Below are 25,916 nucleotides of genomic sequence, written 5' to 3'. Positions count from 1 at the left end.
ATTCCATAGCTAAACTTAGGCATAGCTATTCACAGAATATTATAACACAAAAAATTTAATCATGCTTGCTTTTTTCCTAAATTTCCCAGCCAATTTTTGAGTTTTTCTGTTCAGAAATTCATTCACTGTAAACTTTGTCAACAATCTGTCTATTGTACAAAAAAGAAAGCTCATTTCTAAGCTTTCTTTGCAATCATTTTTTCTGCTTCTTGTTCTAAAAATAGTTCCAAAATTTTCTTTGTCAACGCAATCGCCGCTGCCAAGGCCAGGGAAACGATTAAATAATTAGCTACTAAGCCGTGATCTCCAACCAATGGCGGTTTTGTCAAGAATCCGTAATCCCCACCTGTTACCAAATTGACCACAAAAATCAAGGCATTTAGGGCAAAGGTCATGAGAAAAATTCCCTTCACATCCAGCAATTTCGCACTATACTGTCTCAATAGATAAACTAGAGAGTTCCCCAAGAGTGCTAAATGACCAAAGATAAAGGATAAAATGGTGATATGTGGAAAAGGGTAAGCATCTGGCACTGGATAAACAAAGGCTGCTAATGTCCCAAATGTTCCCAATAATGCAAAGTATTGTTTATATTTGGACTGACCAGGAAGCAAGAGTACCACAAACATAGCCATACGGCAATGGTAAAAGGGTAGGCTTTCTGACAATGGCATATGATTGACCCAGTACCAACCATAAAGAAGGATCAACTGAACGGCCTGTAAAATCTGGAAAAATCGTTGGTAAACCTTCTTTTCACGATAGCGATAGGCTGTATAAAAGGTCAAGGCTAAGAGCGTAAATAGGCTAACATACCAAAAAAGGTCAAATTTAGGTGGTTCTGTTGGCTGAGTTGTAAAAAAAATATCCCATAAATTCATCTAGTCTTCCTCATAATTCAAAATTTTCCTGCATATTATTATACCATGCTATTTGTCAAAAATGGATTTAGAAATACGATAATCATCTTCTTAGTCAAGATATTGCTCCCTCTGACCTTGATAAACCTGCCAAAGAATCTCGATTTGCTCCTTGGTAATGCGTTTTTCAGATAAATTCGGCAGTTGGTCAATTGCAAAAAATTGAAGGTCAGCGATTTCTTGATTTTCTTGGAATTGTCCATCGAGAAGCTTACATTCAAAAACAAACTTTGCATATTGTTTGCTCTGTAGTTGGAAACGATTGGTATCAAAAACAGCTAGCAGTCTTTCAACTTTGGCTTTAAAACCGGTTTCTTCTTCAATTTCCTTGAGAATATTTTCAGTTGGAGAATAGCCGACTTCACCAAAGCCACCTGGCAAAGCCCAACTATCCTCTCCTTGTCCCCTAACCAGACAAATCTTCTCATCCTCAACAATCCAAGCACGGACGTCCATTAAGGGAGTCGCATAAGCGGAGGTCGGTTTCAAGAGTTCTGCCACTTCGTCTGCATCAAGGTCTGATACCTGATTCAACATTTCAGATAACAGACTTCGCAAGTCTTCGTAGCGCTCACAGTCAAAAGGATCTTTTGTAAAGGTTAAGCCAGTATCTGTAAGGGCAATCATTCTTTGCAGATACTTAACAAAATCACTTGGTTTCATTTTCTAAACTTTCTACCAACATGGCTAGGTTCATAGAGTTAGAGCCCTTGAGCAAGATTTGATCATTGGCACTGAGGCTTTCCTTGACCTGCTTGACTAGGTCTTCAAATTGGTCTTGGTCTTCTGTTTTCTTGAAATAGTAAACGTGGCCAATTGGGAACATTTGACTGGCAAGTTGGGCCAATTCAGCAATGTCTTCTCCGTAGAAAATCACGGTATCCAGCACATCTGGAGAAAGGCTCAAAATCATCTGATTATGGAGTTGAACTGACTGGTTACCCAGTTCCTTCATGTCCGCTAAAACCGCAATTTTCTTGCCCCCTTCATTGGCTGGAATGGCAGAGAAGGTCTCTAAAATCAGCTTCATAGCAGTTGGATTGGCATTGTAAACATCTGACAAGATGTCTGCTCCATTGGCTGCTTTCTTCCACTCGGTACGGTTACGCGTCAATTCAAGATTTTGGAAGGCCTGACAAATTTGTTCTTCTGAAACTCCTTCTTGTAGGGCCACATAAGCAGCAATCATAGCATTAGTGGCATTGTACTTACCAGTCACTGGCAAATCAAGGGCTTGTTCCAAGAAATTAGCTTTAAAGGTCAGACTGTCCTTACGCTCAACCAAGTCTGTGATTTCCAACTCTGCTCCTTGCCCAAAACGAACCACCTTTTTATCAGTTGGCAAGTAGGCCTCTACAATGGAGTCGTCTGGGGCCAAAAGCAAGGAATTCGAAGCCATGCCATCTGCAATTTGCATTTTTCCTTGGGCAATCTCCGAACGGTCTTTGAAAAAGGCCAAATGGGCTTCTCCAACCAAGGTCACGATGGCTATCTTTGGATGAGCCAATTCAGACAAGAGATGAATATCTCCCAAGTGATCCTGTCCCATCTCCAAAACCAACTTTTCTGTTCCTTCAGGCATATGGAGAACTGTGTAAGGAAGACCAATCTCGTTATTGTAGTTTCCTTGAGTTTTGTAGGTTTTGTAGATTGTTGACAGCAAATGTGCCAACATATCCTTGGTCGTTGTCTTACCATTTGAACCCGTAATAGCAAAGACATCAACAGTCGTTTTTTCAAGATAGTAGGCAGCTAGTTTTTGAAATGCAGTCAACACGTCGTCTACTAGAATGTAGGGATGATTTGCGATTTCTTTCTCAGACAGGGTTGCTACCGCACCATTTTCAAAGGCTGTTTCGATAAAGTCATGACCATCACGCGCACCTTTGAGTGGCACAAATAAATCTCCAGTCCCAATCAATCGACTGTCAAACTCAGCCTTTTCTAACTGGGCGTTCGCAAAAAGACTAACATCATTTTTAGCTCCAACAGCTTGGGCAACTTCATGGATTGTTAATTTCATTTCTACTCCTTTAAAAAGGGTCGAAGCCCGAGAACTCTAGTCACCTGGCAGTGATGGTTCTGGCTTCTACCCTCTCTTTCATTTTATAGCAAATGCGCTTCGCGCTTGTTAAAGCTTTCCTTGGCAAGGTCAACCAAACGCTCGATTAGTTCTGCGTAGCTGATTCCCATATTGTCCCAAAGTAGTGGATACATTGACCACTGGGTGAAACCTGGCATGGTATTGAGCTCGTTTAGGAAAATCTCTCCCTTATCTGTATAGAAGAAATCGCAACGAGAGAGACCGAGGCCTCCAATGGCACGGAAGGCCGTCTCTGCATTTTGACGCATGACAGCTACCACATCATCACTGATTTTGGCTGGGATGTCCATGGTAATCTTGTTATCAATATACTTGGCATCGTAGTCATAAAAGGCAACATCCTTGACTACTTCTCCTGGTAGCGTGCTTTTGACATCGTAGTTTCCCAAGAGACCAACCTCGATTTCACGGGCATTGACCCCTTGCTCTACCAAGACACGGCTGTCATATTGAAAGGCAAGTTCCAAAGCTTGACGAAGTTCTTCTTGATTTTCAGACTTAGAAATACCGACACTAGAACCCATGTTTGACGGCTTAGTGAAGACTGGATAAGTCAATTTTTCTTCCACTTCAGCGATTTTAGCAGTCACATCATCCCCTTCAACGATAGCCACATAGGGAACTTGTGCAATGCCAGCAGATTCTAACACACGCTTAGTCGTGATTTTATCCATGGCAAGACTGGATGACAAGATATTGCAACCGACATAAGGCAATTTCAAAACTTCAAGGAATCCTTGAACAGAGCCATCTTCTCCCATCGGACCATGAAGAACTGGAAAGACCACTGCCCCTTCTTCATAGATAGCACTTGGTGCAACTTTCTTATCCCAATCAATGGTTTCATTGGTCATGAGACGGTCCTCTTGACCTGGAGTCTGACTAAATTCCTGCGTTTTGATAAAGTCACCTGACTGACTGATAAAGAAAGTCTTGACTGTGAAACGGTCGTAGTTAACCGCACGCATGATACTCTCAGCTGAAAGGACAGAGACTTCACGTTCCGCACTCCTTCCACCATATAAAAGAATAATCGTTTGTTTCATATTATTTGTCCTAATTCTACTAGAATACTCGCTCTTTAGTATATCATATTTGCTTGGTTTTTTAAAACTTGAACCTGATCCTACTCATCACACTATACAAAAAGAGGCCGATAGGAACGATTTTCAGCCTCCTTGATTTTTTATAAATGAATGGAGTTCGTAAATTTGTCTACACTTACAACTCTGTTCGATTTTCAATAGCCCGTAAGAGTGTGACTTCGTCCGCATACTCGATATCTGCTCCCACAGCAAGACCTCGTGCCAAGCGCGTAACCTTGATCCCAGCTGGCTTGAGTAAGCGGGAAAGATACATGGAAGTTGCTTCCCCATCTGCTGTGGCATTGGTTGCTACGATTACTTCTGAAACCTCACTATCCATCAGACGAGTCATGAGCCCCTTGAGATTGATATCATCTGGACTGATACCATTCATAGGGGAAATGAGGCCATGCAAGACATGATAGAGCCCGTGGTATTCTTGGATATTTTCCATAGCTGCCACATCACGACTATCCTCTAGCACCAAAATCGTTGTCTGGTCACGAGTCGGATCGGTACAGATAGAGCAAGGGTCGTCGTCTGTCAAACGTCCACAAACGGAACAGTAGGTCAATTCTCTCTTAGCAGAAAGGAGATTTTTTGCAAATTCATTGACATCGTCATCAGACATCCCAATCGTATAAAAGGCCAAACGCGTAGCCGTCTTAATCCCGATACCTGGTAACTTAGAATAGCTGTCAATCAGCTTGGCAATGGGTGTTGGATAAAGCATAATTTCCTTTCTAGTTCATTGGATGGTATTTTTGATACAAATTGATAATATCACGCGCAATGGAAGGTCCTACACCATTTGTTAAATTGGTATTATGAGGAAAGACCACTGCAACAGCGATTTGGGGATTATCAGACGGGGCATAGGCCACCGCATTAGTATTGGTTGCTTGCTGACCATCTGCCACATAGCTTTCGGCTGTACCCGTTTTTCCGCTAATGGATACCAAGGCACCGTTTGAAAAGGCACGTCCAGTTGTCAATCCGCTAGTCCCATGAGCAACCTGATAAAAACCTTGGTGCAAGATGCTCATATCGGAGTCGGATATATTGACCTTATTCATCTCTGTCGGTTGCAGTTGCTGAATCAGGTCACCCAGTCCTCCCTTATCATTATTACCATAAATGCCTTCAACAATACGAGGAGCCACACGAACACCATCATTTGCAATAGTTGCTACATACTGAGCCAACTGCATGGGCGTATAGTTATCAAACTGCCCAAAGGCATTAGTAATGTAATTAGCAAAGCTATACTCTTTGGGAACAAATCCAGTAGATTCATCTGGTAGGTCAATCCCAGTCGCAGAGCCCAAGCCATATTCACCAAAGGTTGAACGCAATTTCCCCATAGCTGACTCTAGCTTGCTGGTGCCGACAAACATATTGGGTTGGTAGGTTTGCCCCATAAGACCTAAGGCTGTTTGGACCATATAAGTATTGGATGAATACTCCAGAGCTTGGACTGCTGTGATAGGGAATGAACCGTAAGCCTGAGTATACCAAGAATTGATGGGAGCTGAACCTTGGAAGACAATGGACTGGTCTGTCAAGGTCTGGTTTCCTGACAAGACTCCATTTTCCCAGCCAGAGCTGATGGTCGCAGCCTTGACAACCGAACCTGGGACAAAGACATTGGTTACCGTTCCCAAGGAATCAGGCGTCAACTCTCCCGTTTTCAGGTCATGTTTGAGTCCTGACATAGACAAAACAGCACCTGTTTTGGGGTTAAGGGCGACTGCATAGACACCTTCAGAATACTTGGCTCCTCCATTTCCTAGCTCGGAATTGAAATAACTTTTCAGCAGAGCATCCACGCTATCTTGGAAGGCCAAATCAATGGTCAGCTTGATATTGTTTCCCTTACTACCTTCCTCAATTGTATCCACGCTTTCCATATTACCATATTTATCCAGATGGATTTCTTTTACCGAGCGTTTTCCTTGCAAGGTCTCTTCATATTGCTTTTCCAAATAGGAGGTTCCTACACGATCATTTAGAGAATAGCCTTTTTTAAGATAGGCTTCTGCTTCTTCCGCTGGGAGACCAGCTTTTTCACTGGATACACTCCCTACTATAGAAGAAAGAGAAGTTTCCAAAACCTTTCGATCCCAAGAAGTAGAAATACTAATGCCAGGCATCTCCTTTGAAATAGAGGCAATAACAGCCACCTGAGAATCATTTAAAGGATCTGTCGCAATGGTACCTGTCGAAAAGTTTCCAACAGCATTTAACTGACTAAAAAGATAGATTTCTTTCTTTTCATCCTCTGTATAGTTTAGTTGACTCGTTTGGACACTATCGACCGCATTGTTATACAGTTCTGATTCGGATAGGCGATTGCCATCTGAATCCAAGCGTTTCTCGCTTGGGAGAGCCTCCACTGTCTGTTTATAGATTTCAGGATCAGCCAAATAGTAATCCGCCAGCTGGCGTTCTGTCAAATTTAGAGAGCTGATGCTCACATAAGTCAGTAACTTTTTAGCTGTTTCTTTTAAGTCTGTAGCCGTCATTTTATTGCTACGCGTAAAGGAAACAACCTTCTTTAGCGTATTTTCTACCAAAGGTTTCCCACTAGCATCATAAATTTCCCCACGGGCAGAACTGCTTGTGACCTTGGTCTGACTAGCTGATGCTAGCTTTTTTTCGTAAAAATCCTTGTTTAAAACCTGCATATACAACAAACGACCAATAATGGTCATAAAGAGTAAAATGATGATTGAAAACAATAAATTAAGCCGAATCGGAATCGAATGGCTGTTAAATTTTCTCATACAAATCAGTCTCATTTCTAATACTCAATGAAAATCAAAGAGCAAACTAGGAAGCTAGCTGCAGGCTGTACTTGAGTACGGCAAGGCAACGATGACGTAGTTTGAAGAGATTTTCGAAGAGTATAATTAAAATCTTACTCTTAATTGTACCACAATTTGAGTAGAAAATTATGGAAAAGTAAGAAGCTTTTTCGACTTTTTCGTTTTTAAAACAGAGATGCGTTTTTATTTATCTATCCTTATATTATGTGTTATAATGAAGTGTGACTATTCCCTGATCTAGTCTTCCAGTATGACTCATGTAAAGGAGCTTTCCCTATGGACAAACCAGATATCGCAACTATCATTGATTCACATTTTGAAGAAATGACAGACCTAGAGCAAGAAATCGCTCGCTATTTTTTGCAAGCTGAAACGATTACAGATGATTTATCTTCTCAACAAGTCACCCAAAAATTACATATTTCTCAAGCTGCTTTGACCCGCTTTGCTAAAAAGTGTGGCTTTACTGGCTACCGAGAATTTATTTTCCAATACCAACATCAGGCAGAAAATCAAGCCAACCAAGTCTCCAAGCACAGTCCACTGACCAAACGAGTCCTCAGAAGTTATAGCAATATGAGGGAACAAACACAAGACTTGATTGACGAAATCCAACTAGAACGAATTGCCCAGCTAATCGAAGATGCTGAGCGTGTCTACTTCTTCGGAACAGGGAGTTCTGGCCTCGTCGCCCGTGAAATGAAATTGCGGTTCATGCGTCTGGGTGTGGTCTGCGAAGCCTTGACCGATCAAGATGGCTTTGCATGGACAACCAGCATTATGGAGGAAAATTGTCTCGTACTGGGCTTCTCACTTTCTGGTACAACACCTTCTATTTTAGATAGTCTATTAGATGCCAAGGAGATGGGGGCAAAGACTGTACTCTTTTCAAGTGTTCCCAATAAAGATAGCCAGGCCTACACAGAGACTGTTCTTGTAGCCACCCACAGCCAGCCTTCCTATATCCAACGAATATCCGCTCAACTTCCTATGCTCTTCTTTATCGATTTGATTTATGCCTACTTTTTGGAAATCAATCGCGAAAGCAAGGAAAAAATCTTTAATAGCTACTGGGAAAATAAGAAACTCAACGGCTATCGTAGACAAAAACGTGTCAGAAAATCCTAGTTTGGCTAAGCCAAACTAGGATTTTTATTCATCACCAAACATACCTCTTCAAGATTATGAATTAGTCATATCTTGACTTAGTCTTGAATAATTTCATGTAATCACTTTTTGAAGGGAGTAAATAAGCAAGTCTGACGGTATCCTCAACAATTGTATACAATACAATGTAATCCTTACTCAAGGTCCATCCTCGCGTTTGGTAGCGAGGGTCTAATTTCTTACCAAATTTTTCATCAGCATCAAATCCAGCTTGGGGGAAAATTTCTAGCCGATTAATATCTTTTCTAATATTGGCTACTTTTCGTCTCGCAGCCTCTACAGAACCGATTTCCTCCGCTATATACTGATATATTTTATCCAGACTATCAATCACTCTAGGAGAATACAAAATCCTATATCTTTTATAATCCATAGCGTGTCACGACATCCTCATCTGTCAAGTAATTTCCAGCCTCAATCTTGGCATAACTTTCTTGAACTTCTGCTTGTAATTGTCTAAACAAATACTCCTTCTCTAATTCCTCTTCACTCAGTAAATCTACTTCATTTGTTACGGCAACATTCTTTAAAAATAATCTGAGTGCTGATGAAAGAGAGAGATTTTTTTCTTTTAACACTTCCATGGCATCATTTACTAATTCTCTATTAGCTTGGAAGGTCACAATCTTACTTGAATTCGCTATAGTCATTTTATATAATTCCTTTATATATTTTATTTATTATCTCACAATTATAAAGAAAGTCAAGGGAATTTGATTAGAAAATCCTAGTTTGGCTGAGCCAAACTAGGATTGTTTTGTCTTAAAATGATAATATGCACCAAGCATACCTGCTGTATTCTGGTGATGGGCAAATTCTAATCGTGTTTTTTCTGCTAAACTTGGTACCAAAGCCTCTTTCAAGGCTGTGCGGATCTTAGGTTTGAGGATAGCCTCTTGCCCCATGATACCACCACCAAGAATAACCACTTCTGGATTGGCAACGTAGCAAATATTTGCCAGACCTTTTCCTAGATAGTCTACCATGCGGTCAATACCTTCCATGCAGAGTTTATTGCCTTCAGTGGCTTCCTTGAAAATGCGTCGGCCATTCCACTGATCAACATCTTCTCCATGAGATGTTGCTACATACTCCACCAAGGCTGTGGTAGAAGCGAGATCCTGAAAAGCTCCATCTTGCATATGCATATACCCGACTTCACAGGCCGAATTGCTAAAACCATGGAAGACTTTCCCATCCATAATCAAGCAACCACCGATACCTGTTCCAATGGTCAAGCAAAGGGTGACACTTGCTCCCTTACCTGAACCAGATACTGCCTCAGCCAGACCTGCACAGTTGACATCATTTTCAATCTCACAAGGAATAGCAAAGCTTTCTTCGATTTCCTTCTTGAACTGGGTTCCTGCATAATTTGGAATCTGAGGTCCAGCGTAGAAAATTTCCCCCTTATCAGGATCCACCATTCCTGCAGAAGAAATGGCAACACCTGCTACTGGGCCTTTTTCTAAATAGCTGGCTACAATATCTTTGGTTTTTTGTAAGATATGAGGTCCACCCTTATACGCTTCAGTTGGCATTTCATGCGATTCAAGAAGTTGCCCCTCTTGATCAACCAAACCATACTTGATGTTGGTTCCACCTATATCAATTGCAACGTAGTGTGTCATAAATACCTCCTTATGGATTAGAGGAAGCGCTCCTTGGTTTCACGAATCAAGGCTGCAGCTGCTTCTACAACTGGACGATCTTCTTCCGTTACTGGCGTCAATGGTGAACGAACAGAACCAATATTCAATCCTTCATTGATCTTCAAGACTTCTTTAATGACACCGTACATATTTCCATGTGCAGCAGTCAATTTACCAATGATAGCGTTGATAGCATACTGTAACTCACGCGCTGTTTCTAAATCTTTATCCGCAATCAATTGGTTGAGTTTCAAGAAGAGTTCTGGCATAGCACCATAAGTACCACCGATACCAGCTTTGGCACCCATGAGGCGACCACCTAGGAACTGTTCATCTGGACCGTTAAAGACGATATGGTCTTCCCCACCAAGGCTGACAAAGGTTTGGATATCTTGAACTGGCATAGAAGAGTTCTTCACACCGATAACACGAGGATTCTTCAACATTTCGGTATAAAGACTTGGAGTCAAAGCAACCCCTGCCAATTGAGGAATGTTGTAGATCACGTAGTCTGTGTTTGGAGCTGCAGAACTGATATCGTTCCAGTATTTGGCAACTGAGTATTCAGGCAAGCGGAAGTAAATTGGTGGAATTGTTGCAATGGTATCTACTCCCAAGCTTTCAGCGTGGCGAGCCAGTTCCATACTATCTTTGGTATTGTTGCAAGCAACATGGGCAATAATAGTTAATTTACCTTTAGCAACTGCCATGACTTCTTCCAAAATCAACTTGCGGTCTTCTACACTTTGGTAGATACATTCACCAGAAGAACCATTGACATAAAGACCTTGAACACCTTTATCAATGAAGTATTGAACCAAGGCACGTGTACGCTCTGGACTTACTTCTCCTTGATCATCATAACATGCGTAGAAGGCTGGAATGACACCTTCGTATTTTTTCAAATCTGACATAGATTTTCTCCTATTATTTTTATTTTCTGCTAAAGCAGATTCTTTCTTTACTTCTTTAGTATACACTTTACCGAAAAGGCTTTCAATATCTTATAGACACTTAGATTTTAGTTTCTAGCTTATAGAATAGCGTTTGAAGCCTTTGAAAGTAGTTTCAGAAATAAGACTCCTATTGATATTTTGCGAAAATTTTCTCCATCAATCCAGTCTGGATAAAGACCAATAGTCCAAACCCAAAAAGTAGGAAGACTGAGCCACCTAAGAGTAGACTGAAGGCGGACAGATAAAGAACCATCACAATGAGGACAAGAATGGCTAACATGAGGAAGAACCAAGGAAAGTTAAAACTAGCCAACATCAATCCTTTTTGAAGAATTTCTTTCCAAGATAGGTCATAACGTGCCGCGATAGGGTAACTAGCCAGCATCACGATAGTAAGAAACATCAGAATACCTAAACAAATGGCTTTCAGCAATTGGAAGGGCAGAGCTGTTTGACCCCAGAAAAGATAGAGATCTGAAAAGGTAAGAAATACAATTCCTAACTCCATTAAACCCAGCTGAAGACCTAGTTTCAGATTTTGCTTGAAAGATCTTAGATAGATTTTAAAAACAGGCACCCGTCTGCTCTTCTTAATCTCAAACATGGTCTCGTAGAGGCTGATTTTAGCCACTCCAATCGTCACGATGGGCAAACAAGAGACGACAAAAAGAAGATTGGCTGTCACGATGTCCAAGACTTTCTCACTGAAACGCATGAGAAAGTTGTCTGTATCAAATGCTGCCTTGATAAGGCTTACTCCTTTTTGTGCCATGTTTGCTCCTCCATCATTTTTCTTTGTAAACTGTTTTCTTTTTTGTCAGTAAAGCTTTCATAAGTCCCTACCATGAACAAATCTATTTTTTCTTTTTTCTTTTGGACTTTTTTCTACTTTTATCTATGGACATATAATCTATATATATCCCGGACAGCGAAGCAATTAAAATAGTACTCCAAGTATGCTCATTAAATCCATCTAGCCCTCCACGGATTATCATTGCAAGCACTGTCCAAGCTAACATATTCAATAAAAAAATACAAAGTGCTTTCAATAAAAAAATACAAAGTGCTTTCATTCTCACATTTTAAAAGTTTATACGACCATTGTTAGGGATTTTATCATGTGCATCCCAAGCTGCAGCAATATTGTAGGCAAAATTACCATATACATCAGCTACATTCACAGCTATTTGTAAAATCCATCCAGAAATCTTGGTCAATAATCCTACTCTTGCTGCTGCAGTTGCAGCTGCCCTACTTAAGATCGAGCGCGCCATACTAATACCATACTTAGCCGCATAAGTACCTAATTTTATGTATTTACCAATCAATCCAGTCACAATGCCCTTAATTATCCAAGCCATCTCATTAACTGTAATTCCCTTTCCATCTAAGAAACTAGCTCTTGCAGCATACTTAGAAGATACCATTTCTAGCAATTCAATTTTACGTTCATCTGATATGTCTGGATAGACTCCTTTGCTATCTTCCACCAAATCCTTAATTTCTTGTTCAGTTAGCAAGTAATTTTGAGATAATTTTGCATCTATTCGATCCATTTCTGACTGTATAGTTTGGATATGCGAGACTTCATTCGCATACACAATTGAAGGTAAAATATTACTCATTAGCAATAAACAGACTGACAAGAAGATACCAATTTTTAAATATTTTATTCTCATTTCTCTACCTCACAAAGATCAATTTCATGGTAGAGTATTATCAAAGCTTTACAAAAAAACAATTCATCCTATTTTTAATCAATCAAAATTTTAAAGAGATATTTTCGAACCTTTTCTTCCATGCCTGCATAGCCAGTTGGCTGATGTGGCTCACCTGGGAAGAAAATCGCAAAATTGTGATAACCCAATAAGAGTGGGGAGTGTTCATGACAATGAACAAAGCCAATGTCACTCGCTTCGTCGAATGCTACTGCCTCGTCTTTGATACGTGAACCGTAGCTCGAATATTCATGTCCTTCTACCAGCAAATGCAAGTCTGCATAGTTCTTATGGTGTTCAAATTGATCATTTTCAGCTTGATTGAGGACATTTTCCTGAACAACTAGAAAGACTTTATCTCCATCAATATCATACTTTCCTAATTCGAAAGAATCCTTACGGTGTTGGTAGAGATAGTCGATAGCCTTGTCTAAATTAGGATGAATCCCTTTGTAAAAGGTGATGTTTTTCAAATCGTCAAAAATCATACTCTTTCCTTCGTTTCTGATAGTTAACTAAAACCATTCTTAAGTTGATAAGTGTCTGACAAAATCTTTATGGTAAGCAAATACCCAACATTTTGTAGACACTTATAACTCTATATTCTCTTATACTCAATGAAAATTGAAGAACAAACTAGGAAGCTAACCGCAGGCAATACTTAAGTATGGCAAGGTGACGCTGACCTAGTTTGCATTCGATTTTCGCAGAGTATTATCCTTTGACCGCTCCCATAGTAATACCCTGTGTGAAGGATTTTTGGAAGACAAGGAAGACTGTTACGATTGGCACGGCTGCAAGGGCAGCTCCTGCCATAATCAAACCATAGTTGGTTGCCATTTCAGCCTGCATGGTCGCAACCCCAAGTGAAATAGTCAAATTGTTACGTGAAGTCAACATTACCAACTGCATGAAGTAGTCATTCCAAGTATTGATGAAGGTAAAGATTGCAAGAGCCGCAAACCCTGGTTTTACAATTGGGAAGGCTACGCTCCAGAAGGTACGAATCTCACCACAACCGTCAATCTTAGCTGATTCGAGCAATTCTGTAGGGATATTTTCACTGAACTGTTTCATGAGGAAGACCCCAAATGGCCATCCAATCAAAGGCAAAATAACTGCCCAAAGAGTGTCATGAATTCCCATGAAGTTGACGATACGTACCAATGGTACAAGGACAACTTGTTTTGGAAGCGCCATAGCAGCGATAAAGATAGCAAATAGAATGCGTTGACCATAGAAACGTTTTTTAGCCAATACATAACCTGCTAGAGATGAGGTTGCACAGACTAAGAACATGGTTACCAATGAGATAAATACTGAGTTCCACATCCATTGCAAGGCAGGGTTCTGCACCATAAGTTGTTGGAAGTTTTCCATGGTTGGCATTTTAGGGAACCATTGTGGCGGAATCATAATGGTATCAGGCTGTGACTTGAATGCCCCTGTCAAAATCCAGTAGAATGGAAAGATGAACAGCACAGTCAACAAGAGCAAAATGATTGTTGAAATAACAGTAAAGGCTGTTAATGGTTTTTTTTCTGTAGATTGCATAACTGTCTCCTTTCTTTAGTATTCTACGTCGTTTCCAAGTACTTTAAATTGAACAAAGCTTACGATAGCAATCATGACTGCCAAGAAGACACCAATTGTGTTGGCATAGCCGTATTCTGTCAATTGGAAGGCTTTTTCGTACAGGTAGTACATCAAGGTACTTGTTGAGTAGTTTGGACCACCAGATGTCAAAAGCTGAATCAAGGCGAAACACTGGAAGGAGTTAATTGTTGTGATGATTGCAATATAAAGAGTTGTTGGAAGAAGGCTTGGCCATTTAATCTTCCAGAAAACTTGAAACTCAGTTGCACCATCAACACGCGCCGCTTCAACCAGTGAATTATCAATATTCCCCATAGCAGCGATATAAAGGATGATGGGCTGACCAACTGAAGTGGTCAAGAGAATAATCATAATCGCCATCAATGCCCAGTGCTTATCACCAAGCCATGAAATGTTTTGAGTAATGATATGACTTGATTTAAGCACAAAGTTCAAGATACCTGATAATGGATCATAGATCCATTTCCATACAACCGTTACGGCAACACTACCTGTTACAACAGGAAGGAAGAAGACAAAACGGTAGAAGGATCTGGCAATAGCATTTTGGTGATAGGTTTGCGATGCTACAAAGAGTGAAAATAGAACAACAACTGGCACAGATCCAATAACCAAAATAACTGTGTTAATCAGAGATTTTGCAAAGACAGGATCTTTAAACATACGGACATAGTTATCTAAGCCCACAAATTGGAAACTAGTCATAGAATAGTTAAAGAAACTTGTGATGAAGCCCATAATCATTGGTGCTAAAACAAAGATAATAAAGAAGAACAACACTGGTGCTAGGAAAGCATAGGAAATCACTGTTTCCCGCATACGAATTTTATTGACTTTCACAGTCGGCACCTCTCTTTCAAATAGAATAATTTTTTGACTTTCTTGAACTGTTTTAAAATCAAAATGAAATTTTTTATGATTCGCTTATGTAAGAACTTCATTTTAATTTCGTGACAGTTTCTTACATTTTAAACAAAAGCCCCCTTTTCTTACACTATCTGTGTAGAGGGAAAAGGGGGTATACACTCTTAGCTTCTTTAAAAACTACTTTTTATAGAATAACTAAGGACTATTGTTTCATAGCTTTTTTGATTGTTTCGTTCGCTTTTTCAGTGAAGGCTTTCAAAGCGTCCGCTGGTTTTTCGTCACCATTTGATACAGATTGCAACATTGGGAACCAAAGTGTTCTCATTTCAGCAAATCCATCAATAGTGTTGTAGTATGGTGAGTAGTATTGAGTCCAGCCGCTGATTGTTTCCATGCGTTTGTCTTCATAAAGTTTTCCAAATGAAGTACGGACTGGGAAAGCACCTGTACGAACTACGTCTTTAGGTCCCCACTCTTTGTCATCTGCGATAAACTGGATGAATTTCTTAGATGCAGCGACTTTCTTGTCGTCTTTATTGTTGAATACTGCAAATCCGTTTACAAGGTATTCAAGAGCTGGTTTACCTTCGTCTGATGGGAATGGTACTTCTACTACTTCTACCTTACTTGCTTCTAACAGTTTAGCTTGGATACCATTTTGAGCTGGTGCCCAAAGGGTTGTGTAAGATGTTTGACCGTTGGCAAAGTTTTGGATATCTGCCCCACCGTCAAATTGTGAACCATTATTGAGCAAATTGTCTTTAATCCAGCCAGTTGCTTTTTCAAGACCTTTGACGAATTTAGGATCATCAGTTGTATATTTGCTAACTTTTTCATCTGTTACAGAACCGCTATAAAGGTTAGAGATAAAGGCACGTGTTCCTTGGTCTCCCCCTTGACCAGAACTGAACAATGAACCTGGTGTGTAGCCCTTGTCTTTGAGTGCTTTCAATACTTTTTCAAAATCATCAGTTGTCCAACCTTCTTTTACAAGGTTTGCCACTCCAGCATCTTCTAGCATTTTCTTGTTCATTGCCATGTAGAATGGGGCAGAACTAATTGGATACATGTAAGCCTTGTCTCCAGCTTTACTTGCTTGTATGATGTTTTCGTTATTGACATCTTTAACAAATTCATCTGTGAAAAGGTCGTTCAACTCAGCCAATTTACCATTTTTACCGTATTGGATGATACGTCCTGGTGCGTCAAAGAGTACGTCCGGAGCTGTTCCTGCTTCGATGGCTGTTGTGATTTTTTCAGGGCCTGACTTGAAGTCGATGGTTTCCAATTTCACTTTTACATCTGGATTTGCTTTTTCAAACGCTTCGATGATTGATTTTTCATAAGTTCCAACACCGTCACCAGCTTTTTCTTGGGTAAATACTGGGAATGCCCACCAAGTGATTTCTGTTTTGGCACCGTCACCACCTGATTTACCAGCATCTTTATTTCCGCCAGAATTGCCACAAGCAGCAAGACCAAGAACCGCAGCACCCGCAAGTACTGTACAAGCTAATTTTCTAAATTTCATTTGTATTCTCCTATTTTATAAGCGTATCCAACTTGGATAATGAGTTCTTTGCATTTATATACGTTTTCATTTTTTCCTACTCATCAATCACTCTCCTCTATTTTTTATTAAGTCAGTAAGTACTTAATCATCTACACCTAAAATTTCATTAATACTATTTTTATATAAGATTGCTTTTGCTCCATAGATTGCTTGAATGCCACCCTTCACTTCTAAGACATCAACTGCACCAATTTGTTTTAAAAGTGCTTTATCAACTTGATTAACTTTTTTTACAGCTACACGTAAACGTGTCACACAAGCATCTACATCTTCTATATTATTTGATCCACCCAACGCTCTGATAATTTGTAGGCTATCCTGTTTTAAATGATCCGCAGTATTTGAAGTTGAATCTGCGGATTCAGAAATTTCTTTAGAATCTACTTCTTCTCCTCTTCCTGGCGTTAGAACGTTGAATTGAGTAATGAACCATCTAAAAATAATATAATACAAAACACTCCAAATAAGTCCAAATGGAATCTGAAGAACCCAATTCGTCTTAGCGTTCCCCTGCAAAATTCCAAATAAAGTGAAATCGATTACACCTCCTGAAAATGTGTTTCCTATTGAAATATTTAAGATGTCTGCAATAAAGAAGCTGACACCATCAAGGAATGCGTGAACAACATATAGAACCGGACTGACGAATAGAAACATAAATTCAATTGGTTCTGTAATACCGGTAATAAAAGATGTTAAAGCAACTCCAAAAAACAAACCCGCGTATTTTTTACGACGATTCTTAGGAACACTATGGTACATCGCTAAACAGGCAGCCGGTAAACCGAACATCATTGTTGAGAAACGACCTGCAAAAAACCTTGTTCCTTCTGTAAATAATCCAGAATGAGCCGGATCGGCTAATTGAGCAAAAAATATTTTTTGAGCTCCAACCACTGTTTGTCCTGCAACAGTTTCAACACCACCAAGTTCAGTATACCAAAACATAGGATAAATCATATGATGTAAGCCTACTGCTCCAGAAAGTCTCATTAAAAATCCATATAGAAAAGTTCCAATTGGACCTGCCTGAGAAATATATCCACCTGTAGAAACAAGAAGTTGTTGGAAAGGTGGCCAAATAACAAAGAAGACAAAGCCAATTAAGATAGAAGAGAACGATGTAACAATAGGAACGAAGCGTGAACCTCCAAAGAATCCTAAAGCGGAAGGTAATTGAATATTGCTATATCGGTTGTGCAAATATACGGCAACTATTCCGACAACTAATGCTCCAATAACTCCAGTATCAATTGCAGATCCTTCTGCCATAAAAAGTTTTACCAGAGCTTTGATCGTTGCAGTCATAACTAAGTAACCAGTTACTCCTGCTAACGCAGCGGTTCCTTTATCTCGTTTCGCTAAGCCAATACATAATCCCACACAGAGAAGTAGTGACAAGTTACTGAATACAACCTCTCCTGCAGAGCTCATTACTTGGAATATCGATTGAAAAATACTATTGTCTAGTATTGGATAAGTTGCTATCGTGGTTGGGTTTGAAAGTGCACCACCAATCCCCAAAAGTAGACCTGCTGCAGGAAGTATAGCTATAGGTAACATAAAAGCTTTTCCAACTTTTTGTAAAACTTTAAATATAAAACTCCCCCCTCACATCTTATTTAAGACCAGCAACGAAGCGTTCTGTAATCTCTTTTGGTCTAGTAATAGCGCCACCAACAACGATGCCTCGCACTCCGTATTCAAGGATTTGTTTGGCTTGTTCTGGTGTATGAATTTTTCCTTCTGCAATGACATCTACACCGGCATCACAGAGTTTTTTGATGAGTTCAAAATCTGGACCATCCACTTTTGGACTGTAGGATGTGTAGCCTGATAAGGTTGTTCCGACAAAGTCAATTCCTGCTTCGACCGCTGCCAATCCTTCTTCAAAAGTACTGGTGTCCGCCATCAAGAGCTGGTTAGGATATTTCTCCTTGACCTGACGAATGAACTCTTGAATTTCCAAACCATCGTAGCGTTCACGCTTGGTACAATCCAGAGCAATCACCTCGATGTCCAGTTCTGCCAATTCATCAACTTCTTTCATAGTAGCCGTGATGAAGGGTTCTTGTGGCGGATAATCTCGTTTGATTATCCCAATAATCGGAAGTTTGGTGACTTCCTTAATTTCCTTGATATCGCGAACACTATTGGCTCGGATACCGACTGCTCCACCTTGCTCAGCCGCTTTGACCAGCAAGGGAATCACCCCTCCCGCTTCTGTATAAAGCGGTTCATGAGGAAGAGCCTGACAAGAAACGATGATTCCATCTTTGATTTGTTCAATCAAGGCTTCTTTACTAATCTGTGGCATCCTCTTTCCTCCCTTTCTTTTTTCTTTATTTCTATGAGATTATTATACCTTAAAATTAAAACGCTTTCAAGAGTTTGTAGTATAATAGATTTCAGTTTCAAAAACTAGCCAAGTCAAACAGCTCCTCTAAAAGTACTTTCAGAGGAGCAAGTCGACCTATAATAGGAGAATACCAAAATTTAGTTTACAATTTCTGACAATTTTACTTTGCGATCTTCAAACATAGACTGGGTACAAGCATCTGCAGTAGCAATTGCTTCTAGGGCAGCTTCACCTGTCAAAAGTTTTGCAAATTCTTCTGATACTGGAGCTCCTTGCATAATCTCATGCAGATAGCGCATTTCTTTATCAATGACAGATGATAGCCATAATGGAGTACGTTTACCTGGTTTACCATAAGCAATTGCTCCATCCATCTCTGTACTATGATAGATACGAGTCCGATCATCATCTTCTTCTTGCGATTCGTGAATCAAGAAATAACTTTCTTGTCCATCTAGCTTAAGAGTTCCTTTACAGTTGAATAAGTCTAAGCGAATGGCACCTTTGGTTCCTTGGATTAAGACATAATGTTCACCCCAACGATAAGCTGAACCCCATTCTAACAAGGCAAAACGCTTACTAGAAAATTCCATATTGACAAAAATCATATCATCTTCATCACCGAAATGTTCACCTTCATGGGCCACATTTCCACCTGTCATGGTTACAGTTTCAGGCATGCTCCCCATAAGGAATTGAACGCAATCCAACTCATGGATGTGGTGATACAAGTGACCACCTGATTTTTCACGAATTTTTTTCCATGATACTGACGGTTGTTGTTCTTCCCAACCATTACGAGCTGTGTGACAATATAGAACGTCTCCGATAACTCCTTGATTAATGAGTTCTTTTGCATGATGGACACCATTGAAGAAGTTCATAATATGTCCTGCCATAAAGGTCACATTGTTTTCTTTACATGCATCTACCATCTCGCGACAATCTTGATAAGAAAGCGCAATTGGTTTTTCACAGAAAACATTTTTACCATGTTGTGCGGCCTTGATAACTGGTTCTTTATGAAGATTATTTGGAGTTGCGACGATAACACAATCTACTTCATCGCTAGAAACCAACTCATCTAGGGAACTTGCTACTTTTGCTCCCAATTCTTCTGCAATTACTTCTGCATTATCTGGATCATAGAGAAGAGTAATCTCTGCTCCATCATTCTTTTGCATATAACGAGCCAATTCAGCTCCAAAATCCCCTGTTCCAACAACACCGTATTTAACCATGTTTTTTCTCCTTTATTATTGAATAAACTTTCTAATTTTAACTTATACTCTTCAAAAATCTCTTCAAACCGAGTCAACGTCGCCTTACTGTGCGTATGGTTACTGACTTCGTCAGCTTCATCTACAACCTCAAAAACGTGTTCTGAGCTGACTTCGTCAGTTTTATTTGCAACCTCAAAGCTGTACTTTGAGCAGCCTGCGGCTAGTTTGCTCTTTGATTTTCATTGAGTATTACTTCACAGATCCTTCTGACAATCCACTTGCAATCTTATTTTGGATGACAGAGAAGAAAATGATTGATGGAAGAACTACAATAACAGACGCTGCCATCATATCTCCCCAGTCTAGTATTTCTGAACCATTAAGTGAACGAAGGGCTACTGCTACTGTCATCTTTCCTGTATTGTTAATCAAAATCAAGGCATACAGGAATTCATTCCAAGCATTGATAAATGTATAAATAGCTGTTGCTACAATACCTGGTGCTACAATCGGTAGCACAACTTTATAAAACGTAACAAATTTATTTGCACCATCAATTCTAGCCGCTTCTTCAATTCCAATTGGAACTGTTTGGAAAAATCCAACTAAGAGCCAAACTGCATATGGAACACTAAAAGATAGATAAACCATCATCAAGCCAAATAAACTATTTGTTAACCCAACTTTAGCAATGGCAATTGAATAGGGAATTGCTAACAAAATTGGTGGGAAAATGTAGGTAATGACGAGTAGTCTCGACATGATTGCTCCCAATTTAGGGAAGAATCGAACAATACCATAGGCTGCCATAGCAGAAATAATAATCGCAATAAGGGTTGTAGCCAAGGCAATGATTAAACTGTTTCGAATGTTATCAATGAAGTGCAAATCGTTGATAACATGAGTGAAATAATCTAATGTAAACTGTTCAGGCCAAAATCGTGTTGGATACTGAGTTAATTCCCCTTTCCCTTTGACAGAAGATATGATAATCCATACCAATGGGAAAACTGCAACGATGGTCGCACCAACTAAAAGTACATGTGAGAGAATATCTAAATAAATACTGGATTTCTTCTTCATTATTTTCTACCCTCCTTTTCCCACTTACTGATGATAGCAAAGTAGATAAAGCAAATCGCCACCAAGAAGATAAAGAGCAATACTGTAACTGCTGAAGCACGACCCAACAATTTAGTTCCCCAGCCCAGGTTGTAAGCAAAAATTGGAAGCGTCGTTGTAGCATTGGCTGGTCCACCACCAGTAATGAGGTAGATAATGTCAAAGTTATTAAAGATCCATACAGTTCTCAAAACAACTAGAAGTCCTACAACCACTTTAATATGTGGAAAGACGATAAACTTGAACACCTGCCAACTTGAAGCACCATCTATCTTAGCAGCCTCAAATTGTTCTTCTGGTACTGTTTGCAAAGCTGAAAGCACATTAACCATAATCATTGGTGCTCCAAACCAAATGTTGATAAACACCAAACATAGGAATGCCCATGTACTATCTGTCAAAAATGCAGGTGTATGTTCCATTAAACCTAATTTTACGATTAGATTAGGTAAGTAGCCATAAACCCCGTTTAGAATCCACTGCCAAGAGAAGGCAATAACGATGGTAGGAAATGCCCAAGGAACAATCAATAAGGTCCTATATAATTTCTTGAAGTGGCGTACTCTGTGAAGAGCTAAAGCCAATACAAACCCTACTAAAACTTGACCAACTAATGAGAAAACGGTCCACTTAATTGAATTAAAGAACGCATTAAAGAAGTTGGGATCTGATAGCACAGCTTTATAGTTAGCCAAACCAACAAATTTATAATTAGGCATAATCAAATGCTTATTGGTAAAGCTATAAAAAATACTCGAGAAAAACGGATAAACAAAGAGTAATCCTACGATAATCATAGCTGGCAAAACAAATATCCAGCTAGTTAAATTACGTTCTTTAACCATTCTCCTTCTCCCTTCTTTTACAAGATTGGGCTAGAGCTTTTCAGCTCACTAGCCCACCTATTTTCTAGTCTTTTACATCTACTGAACAGCCTCAAATAAATCGTTTAATTGTTTTTCTGCTTCTTTTGCTGCTTTCATAGGATCTGTTCCATTTGTAATGATATCTTGGAACATTTGTTCAATAATGTGTTGGTTAGTCAACATACCAGCTTGTACACTTGGTCCATTTTCATAACCAATAGCAGTACCTTTTTTAACAGCTTCAGTAATTACTTCTTCAGCATGTTTAAACTTCTTACGAGTTTCATTTTCTTTATAGGCTGCAGAATCGCTAATCCCCTTAATAGTTGGCAACATACCTACTGGAGTTGAATCAAGGAATTTAACGTAGTCTTCTTCATTATAAAGTGCTTCTAAGAATGCTTTAGCAACTTCTAGATGTTTTGAATTTTTCCAAACAACCATTGGAATGTTTGAGGTTTCAATTCCTTGGTCTTTATCAGACTCTTTGATTTTTGGAATAGGATAAGCATCAATCGAATCAATCAATTGAGGACTGTTGGCATTAATTCCTCCGATATGGAAGCCAGAGTTAAAGTCAAATGCTGTTTTTCCTTGATAGAACAAGGTAGCTTGTTGAAGGACATTAAAGTTCAAAGAATCTTGAGGTGAGATTTCTTTATACAATTTAACCCAGTATTTAATACCATCTTGAGCAAGTTGGCTTGTCAAGTCTGCTTTAAGATCTTTTGTTAAGAGGCTTCCTCCACCACTACGTACGTAGAAGTTCAAGAAACGTGTTGCCATTAAGTCATTTGTTCCAAACGGAACAGACAAGCCATAAACTCCAGCTTCTTTCAATTTTTTAGAAGCTTCATAGAGTTGATCCCAAGTTTTAGGAACCTCAATATTATGTTCTTTTAACAAATCTGTTCTAACCCACATGACTTGTGCATGTGAATAAAGAGGAACAGAGTAGTAATCATCTCCGATTTTTGCTTCATTTAAGGCAGTTTCGTTAAATTTATCTTGTCCAATACGCTTGATAGAATCATTTAGCGGAACCAAAGCATCTGAGTTGACCATTTCCATTACTTGGTTAGGAAGAGCTGTACTAATATCTGGCACATTTCCATTTGCTAAACCTGTAGTCCATTTAGTATAGAAGTCATTCCAAGAGAATGTTTCAATCTTGATTTTCGTTTTTGGATGCTTTTGCATGAAAGCATCTGCTGATTTTTGAATACTTTCTAAACGTGGTCCTTGAGTAAAGGAGTGCCACATTGTAATCTCACCAGATAATTCTGTCGGTGGTTCAGTACTAGTTGTACTTTCTTTCCTGAACAAGCTACCAAGGCAACGGCTGCTAGCGCAACTCCAGCTAGACATAAAAACTTTCTCATTTTTTTCATCGTTCTTCCCTTTCTACATTAAGAAATCGCAACTTTAAAGACAATTTTTTTCACAGGTTCATCATTTATACGAACCTTGGGTTGATGTAAATCTTCTGGAAAAGTGATGAGGCATTCGCCAGCTCTCAAATGAACCAACTGTTCCACTTTCCCTGTGTATAATTCAATATCCTTCTCTTCATCATACTCTTGGGTAACGCTTACATTTTTCGGCGACGTAACAGCCATGGCTTCTTCGTTTTCCAAAACTAAATGAATATCCAAATATTTTTGGTGTGTTTCAAAGAAAGCCCCTGCTTGACCATCTGCTAGATAAGTAAAGCAATTCCCAAACAATCGATCACCATCGATAGCAATCGAACCTTCTGTTAAATTTTCTAGTCCTGTTTTTTCTAGAAAATCTATTAATGTTGCAAAATGTGGATTTACTCCCACATAAGTTCCTAAACGGCTAATTTTTGTAATAATCATCTCTTCTAACCTCCTTTCTCAATCTATTTTTCCTATCCAAGTTCCCCATTCTTCTGTCTAGCATTTTCTACTAGAAGGACATAAAAACACTACACTCTCTAACCTATACTCTTTGAAAATCTCTTCAAACCACAGTCGCTTCACCTTGGATTATATAGGTCAGTCTTATCTACAACCTCAAAGCGGTGTTTTGGGCAATCTACTGCTAGCTTGCTAGTTTCTTCTTTGATTTTCATTCAGTATCTCCTCAATCTTCACAAGGAGGTCTGATTTTTCTAGCGACAAACAGAATAAATAAGTTAGTTCAATGAGCTACCTTCCTTATAGATGAAATTGATATTCATGAAGGAAGTCCGCCCTTTATTTTTTGCAAAAGATACTAGTATGAATCTATTTGGGGACTTGAATTTATAAGCTGCTCACTTCGTTTTTCTAAAATAATTCTAATCTATTATTCTAGCACTAATAGACTCTTTGGCTAAATCTCCTTTCTACATCTCGTTTCACCAAAAACTTTTAAGAGAGAAATACTCTATATTTCATTCTCTAAATTAGTTTTGTTACCGTTTCCAATTAGAGTATACTTTTTTTTTTTAGTATTTCAAGTCTTTTTCTAATTTGGAATTTAGTTTCAAATCTTTTTTAACTATATCAAATATATTAAAAGTACTTTCAAAAATAATCAAATTCTTACAATACTTGTTTCGAGTGGACAAGATAAGAAAACAAGAAAGTCAATTTTAGGAGAAAACAAGGTTAATAGTCACATGATATAATGCAATGATGTAAAAATCGAACAAATTGATTGGAAAATTCAAACCAATTTCTAACAATGATTTAAGAATTGTTGTGTCCTAATATAGATTCAATGCACTATAAAACGCATAATATCAAGTTTTTTTAATTACCTGATACTATGCGTGTTTGTGATTTTTAAGATTTTATGCCTAGAGTCTCTATATGAGGACTTAAAAAAACTGACTCGTAGATGATTTCCTAAAGTCAATCCTCTTACCTAAAAAAACGACTTCTAAAAAAGTTGCCTTCATCGAGAGGTGAAGCAATGATTGTCCTAAAAAATAGTTGGATCGCAAATCTCTCTGAAAATTTCTTCTCTCTGCCTAACTTGAATTTGAGATTCAACATTCTTATTTATGATGGTCTTTCAATAATACTTCAAACTCAGCGACAGTCATTCCCAACTGCTTACTGGCAATCTCGGAAGTCAGAAGACCTTGACGAACTAGATTTAGTAGCATAGACAAACTTCCTTCAACTTTCCCACGTTCAAGTCCTTGTTCTAAACCTTTTTCGATGCCTTGTTCAATCCCCTCTGCGCGACCACGTTCAAGACCTCTCTCTAAACCTTTTTCCTCAGCTTGCTCCAAAGCATAGTCCTGTGCTAATAAGGCTTGTTCTTCTCGCCTGCGTTGTTCACTAAACATTTTCCTATCCTCCTCGGACCAGCTCTTGTAGTCCAGCAGTTGATCTGCTTGGCTGATGGCTCGCTCGGGCTGCTGGGTAAAGGGTTTATTCCCGAAAAACTCTAACCATGGTTTACGAACCTTGTCTTTGCTGGTTTCTCTGTATTTTTTTAGTTCCAAGAAAGCCATCTTAACCAGATGGTTTTCCTGACCGTTATTTGTGATGGTTAAGACCTCACCTGTCGTGTCCTCTCGCATGCTAAAACTGTGGAAAGCCAAATCATCTTGAAAATAATTACTATCCACAATTGCAATAGCGTATACTGGTGCGATGTGTTTGTAGCTCTGGTGAGTATTGCCTTCTTGCTGGCGAATTTTTTCAAGATTTTGATTGACCTGACTGCACAGGTAAGCCCATAAACGATTGATGAAAAAATTCTGATGATGGACTTGGATTTCAATGATTACTTGAGTGCCATTATCCAACTCCGCCAAGACGTCTATACTGGTATAGAAATCCTGCGCCGAGTAGGGCAGGGAAGGCAAGACGTGAATGTTACTTCCCTCCAAAAT

At 39.2% G+C, this 25,916-nt stretch carries 25 protein-coding genes and 1 pseudogene; 1 reads left to right on the top strand and 25 read right to left on the bottom strand.

The genetic code is table 11. The features are described from left to right. Positions 1-176 precede the first annotated feature (176 nt). The 6 genes from HT678_RS01320 to pbp2b form a co-directional block, all read right to left on the bottom strand. Positions 177-881: a TIGR02206 family membrane protein gene (locus tag HT678_RS01320; protein ID WP_023940416.1), complete on the bottom strand. Its 705-nt coding sequence runs from the start codon at positions 879-881 to the stop codon at positions 177-179. 90 nt (positions 882-971) lie between these two features. Beyond that, positions 972-1,583, bottom strand: coding sequence for an NUDIX hydrolase (locus HT678_RS01315; protein WP_000804584.1), 612 nt, complete (start codon positions 1,581-1,583; stop codon positions 972-974). After that, positions 1,570-2,943: a UDP-N-acetylmuramoyl-tripeptide--D-alanyl-D-alanine ligase gene (murF, locus tag HT678_RS01310; protein WP_023940415.1), complete on the bottom strand. Its 1,374-nt coding sequence runs from the start codon at positions 2,941-2,943 to the stop codon at positions 1,570-1,572. The genes HT678_RS01315 and murF overlap by 14 nt, the downstream gene beginning before the upstream one ends. 83 nt (positions 2,944-3,026) lie before the next feature. After that, positions 3,027-4,070, bottom strand: coding sequence for a D-alanine--D-alanine ligase (locus tag HT678_RS01305; protein ID WP_000814626.1), 1,044 nt, complete (start codon positions 4,068-4,070; stop codon positions 3,027-3,029). 175 nt (positions 4,071-4,245) lie between these two features. Continuing rightward, complete coding sequence (gene recR, locus HT678_RS01300) at positions 4,246-4,842, bottom strand: recombination mediator RecR (RefSeq protein ID WP_000966761.1); 597 nt, start codon at positions 4,840-4,842, stop codon at positions 4,246-4,248. A gap of 10 nt (positions 4,843-4,852) precedes the next feature. Further along, the gene (pbp2b, locus tag HT678_RS01295; RefSeq protein ID WP_079251558.1) at positions 4,853-6,910 is read right to left on the bottom strand and encodes a penicillin-binding protein 2B; all 2,058 of its coding nucleotides are present in this window, start codon (positions 6,908-6,910) and stop codon (positions 4,853-4,855) included. A 303-nt stretch (positions 6,911-7,213) separates the two neighbouring features. On the opposite strand from pbp2b, the gene HT678_RS01290 reads away from it, so the two are divergent. Continuing rightward, the gene (locus HT678_RS01290) at positions 7,214-8,065 is read left to right on the top strand and encodes a MurR/RpiR family transcriptional regulator (RefSeq protein WP_000360337.1); all 852 of its coding nucleotides are present in this window, start codon (positions 7,214-7,216) and stop codon (positions 8,063-8,065) included. Positions 8,066-8,126: 61 nt separating this feature from the next. Here HT678_RS01290 and HT678_RS01285 read toward each other — a convergent pair whose 3' ends face one another. The 19 genes and pseudogenes from HT678_RS01285 to HT678_RS01200 all read right to left on the bottom strand — a co-directional run. Beyond that, a complete protein-coding gene (locus HT678_RS01285; protein ID WP_000384969.1) occupies positions 8,127-8,477 on the bottom strand; it encodes a type II toxin-antitoxin system RelE/ParE family toxin in 351 nt (116 codons plus the stop codon). Next, positions 8,467-8,754 (bottom strand): hypothetical protein, encoded by a 288-nt coding sequence (locus HT678_RS01280; protein WP_000150673.1) that lies wholly within the window; start codon positions 8,752-8,754, stop codon positions 8,467-8,469. Before HT678_RS01280 ends, HT678_RS01285 begins: the two co-directional genes overlap by 11 nt. 96 nt (positions 8,755-8,850) lie before the next feature. Further along, positions 8,851-9,735, bottom strand: coding sequence for an ROK family protein (locus tag HT678_RS01275; RefSeq protein ID WP_023933715.1), 885 nt, complete (start codon positions 9,733-9,735; stop codon positions 8,851-8,853). Between the two features lie 17 nt (positions 9,736-9,752). Beyond that, positions 9,753-10,670 carry a dihydrodipicolinate synthase family protein gene (locus tag HT678_RS01270; RefSeq protein WP_172924529.1) on the bottom strand — a complete coding sequence of 306 codons (918 nt, stop codon included), beginning with the start codon at positions 10,668-10,670 and terminating at the stop codon, positions 9,753-9,755. 169 nt (positions 10,671-10,839) lie between these two features. Continuing rightward, positions 10,840-11,484, bottom strand: a complete 645-nt coding sequence (locus HT678_RS01265) for a YesL family protein (protein ID WP_023940409.1) — start codon at positions 11,482-11,484, stop codon at positions 10,840-10,842. Between the two features lie 82 nt (positions 11,485-11,566). Beyond that, positions 11,567-11,761 (bottom strand): hypothetical protein, encoded by a 195-nt coding sequence (locus HT678_RS11385; RefSeq protein WP_001810112.1) that lies wholly within the window; start codon positions 11,759-11,761, stop codon positions 11,567-11,569. A gap of 33 nt (positions 11,762-11,794) precedes the next feature. Then, a complete protein-coding gene (locus HT678_RS01260; RefSeq protein WP_025170608.1) occupies positions 11,795-12,139 on the bottom strand; it encodes a hypothetical protein in 345 nt (114 codons plus the stop codon). A gap of 326 nt (positions 12,140-12,465) precedes the next feature. After that, entirely contained in the window at positions 12,466-12,918 is a 453-nt protein-coding gene (locus tag HT678_RS01255) for a YhcH/YjgK/YiaL family protein (RefSeq protein WP_138705212.1), read from the bottom strand. A gap of 226 nt (positions 12,919-13,144) precedes the next feature. Beyond that, on the bottom strand, positions 13,145-13,984 hold the full coding sequence (locus tag HT678_RS01250; RefSeq protein ID WP_001192006.1) for a carbohydrate ABC transporter permease: 840 nt from the start codon (positions 13,982-13,984) through the stop codon (positions 13,145-13,147). Between the two features lie 15 nt (positions 13,985-13,999). Continuing rightward, positions 14,000-14,866 (bottom strand): sugar ABC transporter permease, encoded by an 867-nt coding sequence (locus HT678_RS01245; RefSeq protein ID WP_161802645.1) that lies wholly within the window; start codon positions 14,864-14,866, stop codon positions 14,000-14,002. Positions 14,867-15,116: 250 nt separating this feature from the next. Then, positions 15,117-16,445 carry an ABC transporter substrate-binding protein gene (locus HT678_RS01240; protein ID WP_023936033.1) on the bottom strand — a complete coding sequence of 443 codons (1,329 nt, stop codon included), beginning with the start codon at positions 16,443-16,445 and terminating at the stop codon, positions 15,117-15,119. Between the two features lie 123 nt (positions 16,446-16,568). Further along, positions 16,569-18,086: a PTS transporter subunit EIIC gene (locus HT678_RS01235; RefSeq protein ID WP_031222794.1), complete on the bottom strand. Its 1,518-nt coding sequence runs from the start codon at positions 18,084-18,086 to the stop codon at positions 16,569-16,571. Positions 18,087-18,105: 19 nt separating this feature from the next. Further along, positions 18,106-18,804 carry an N-acetylmannosamine-6-phosphate 2-epimerase gene (locus tag HT678_RS01230; RefSeq protein WP_001135655.1) on the bottom strand — a complete coding sequence of 233 codons (699 nt, stop codon included), beginning with the start codon at positions 18,802-18,804 and terminating at the stop codon, positions 18,106-18,108. 179 nt (positions 18,805-18,983) lie between these two features. After that, positions 18,984-20,087: a Gfo/Idh/MocA family oxidoreductase gene (locus tag HT678_RS01225; protein WP_023940404.1), complete on the bottom strand. Its 1,104-nt coding sequence runs from the start codon at positions 20,085-20,087 to the stop codon at positions 18,984-18,986. Positions 20,088-20,318: 231 nt separating this feature from the next. Next, on the bottom strand, positions 20,319-21,152 hold the full coding sequence (locus tag HT678_RS01220) for a carbohydrate ABC transporter permease (protein ID WP_172924528.1): 834 nt from the start codon (positions 21,150-21,152) through the stop codon (positions 20,319-20,321). Continuing rightward, the gene (locus HT678_RS01215) at positions 21,152-22,036 is read right to left on the bottom strand and encodes a sugar ABC transporter permease (protein WP_172924527.1); all 885 of its coding nucleotides are present in this window, start codon (positions 22,034-22,036) and stop codon (positions 21,152-21,154) included. Before HT678_RS01215 ends, HT678_RS01220 begins: the two co-directional genes overlap by 1 nt. 78 nt (positions 22,037-22,114) lie before the next feature. Further along, positions 22,115-23,448: pseudogene (locus tag HT678_RS01210) on the bottom strand (sugar ABC transporter substrate-binding protein). A gap of 18 nt (positions 23,449-23,466) precedes the next feature. Then, positions 23,467-23,919: a YhcH/YjgK/YiaL family protein gene (locus HT678_RS01205; protein ID WP_000587463.1), complete on the bottom strand. Its 453-nt coding sequence runs from the start codon at positions 23,917-23,919 to the stop codon at positions 23,467-23,469. 1,148 nt (positions 23,920-25,067) lie between these two features. After that, positions 25,068-25,916, bottom strand: an 849-nt coding sequence (locus tag HT678_RS01200) for an Rpn family recombination-promoting nuclease/putative transposase (RefSeq protein ID WP_172924525.1), incomplete at its 5' end; no start/stop codon positions are given.

Origin of the sequence: Streptococcus sp. 3167, assembly GCF_013277175.1 — a bacterium.
Lineage (GTDB): Bacteria > Bacillota > Bacilli > Lactobacillales > Streptococcaceae > Streptococcus > Streptococcus pseudopneumoniae.
Note: the sequence above shows the minus strand (reverse complement) of the source record. Positions and strands in the feature narration are given on the sequence as shown.

What these genes read in the sequence shown, in the direction of transcription:
- pbp2b (WP_079251558.1), bottom strand. Translation starts at nt 6,910, where the DNA reads ATGAGACTGATTTGTATGAGAAAATTTAACAGCCATTCGATTCCGATT.
- HT678_RS01280 (WP_000150673.1), bottom strand. Translation starts at nt 8,754, where the DNA reads ATGACTATAGCGAATTCAAGTAAGATTGTGACCTTCCAAGCTAATAGA.
- HT678_RS01315 (WP_000804584.1), bottom strand. Translation starts at nt 1,583, where the DNA reads ATGAAACCAAGTGATTTTGTTAAGTATCTGCAAAGAATGATTGCCCTT.
- HT678_RS01285 (WP_000384969.1), bottom strand. Translation starts at nt 8,477, where the DNA reads ATGGATTATAAAAGATATAGGATTTTGTATTCTCCTAGAGTGATTGAT.
- HT678_RS01270 (WP_172924529.1), bottom strand. Translation starts at nt 10,670, where the DNA reads ATGTCAGATTTGAAAAAATACGAAGGTGTCATTCCAGCCTTCTACGCA.
- HT678_RS01250 (WP_001192006.1), bottom strand. Translation starts at nt 13,984, where the DNA reads ATGCAATCTACAGAAAAAAAACCATTAACAGCCTTTACTGTTATTTCA.
- HT678_RS01215 (WP_172924527.1), bottom strand. Translation starts at nt 22,036, where the DNA reads ATGGTTAAAGAACGTAATTTAACTAGCTGGATATTTGTTTTGCCAGCT.
- murF (WP_023940415.1), bottom strand. Translation starts at nt 2,943, where the DNA reads ATGAAATTAACAATCCATGAAGTTGCCCAAGCTGTTGGAGCTAAAAAT.
- recR (WP_000966761.1), bottom strand. Translation starts at nt 4,842, where the DNA reads ATGCTTTATCCAACACCCATTGCCAAGCTGATTGACAGCTATTCTAAG.
- HT678_RS01320 (WP_023940416.1), bottom strand. Translation starts at nt 881, where the DNA reads ATGAATTTATGGGATATTTTTTTTACAACTCAGCCAACAGAACCACCT.
- HT678_RS01230 (WP_001135655.1), bottom strand. Translation starts at nt 18,804, where the DNA reads ATGCCACAGATTAGTAAAGAAGCCTTGATTGAACAAATCAAAGATGGA.
- HT678_RS01305 (WP_000814626.1), bottom strand. Translation starts at nt 4,070, where the DNA reads ATGAAACAAACGATTATTCTTTTATATGGTGGAAGGAGTGCGGAACGT.
- HT678_RS01240 (WP_023936033.1), bottom strand. Translation starts at nt 16,445, where the DNA reads ATGAAATTTAGAAAATTAGCTTGTACAGTACTTGCGGGTGCTGCGGTT.
- HT678_RS01225 (WP_023940404.1), bottom strand. Translation starts at nt 20,087, where the DNA reads ATGGTTAAATACGGTGTTGTTGGAACAGGGGATTTTGGAGCTGAATTG.
- HT678_RS01220 (WP_172924528.1), bottom strand. Translation starts at nt 21,152, where the DNA reads ATGAAGAAGAAATCCAGTATTTATTTAGATATTCTCTCACATGTACTT.
- HT678_RS01265 (WP_023940409.1), bottom strand. Translation starts at nt 11,484, where the DNA reads ATGGCACAAAAAGGAGTAAGCCTTATCAAGGCAGCATTTGATACAGAC.
- HT678_RS01260 (WP_025170608.1), bottom strand. Translation starts at nt 12,139, where the DNA reads ATGGTATCTTCTAAGTATGCTGCAAGAGCTAGTTTCTTAGATGGAAAG.
- HT678_RS01275 (WP_023933715.1), bottom strand. Translation starts at nt 9,735, where the DNA reads ATGACACACTACGTTGCAATTGATATAGGTGGAACCAACATCAAGTAT.
- HT678_RS01255 (WP_138705212.1), bottom strand. Translation starts at nt 12,918, where the DNA reads ATGATTTTTGACGATTTGAAAAACATCACCTTTTACAAAGGGATTCAT.
- HT678_RS01205 (WP_000587463.1), bottom strand. Translation starts at nt 23,919, where the DNA reads ATGATTATTACAAAAATTAGCCGTTTAGGAACTTATGTGGGAGTAAAT.
- HT678_RS01290 (WP_000360337.1), top strand. Translation starts at nt 7,214, where the DNA reads ATGGACAAACCAGATATCGCAACTATCATTGATTCACATTTTGAAGAA.
- HT678_RS01245 (WP_161802645.1), bottom strand. Translation starts at nt 14,866, where the DNA reads ATGCGGGAAACAGTGATTTCCTATGCTTTCCTAGCACCAGTGTTGTTC.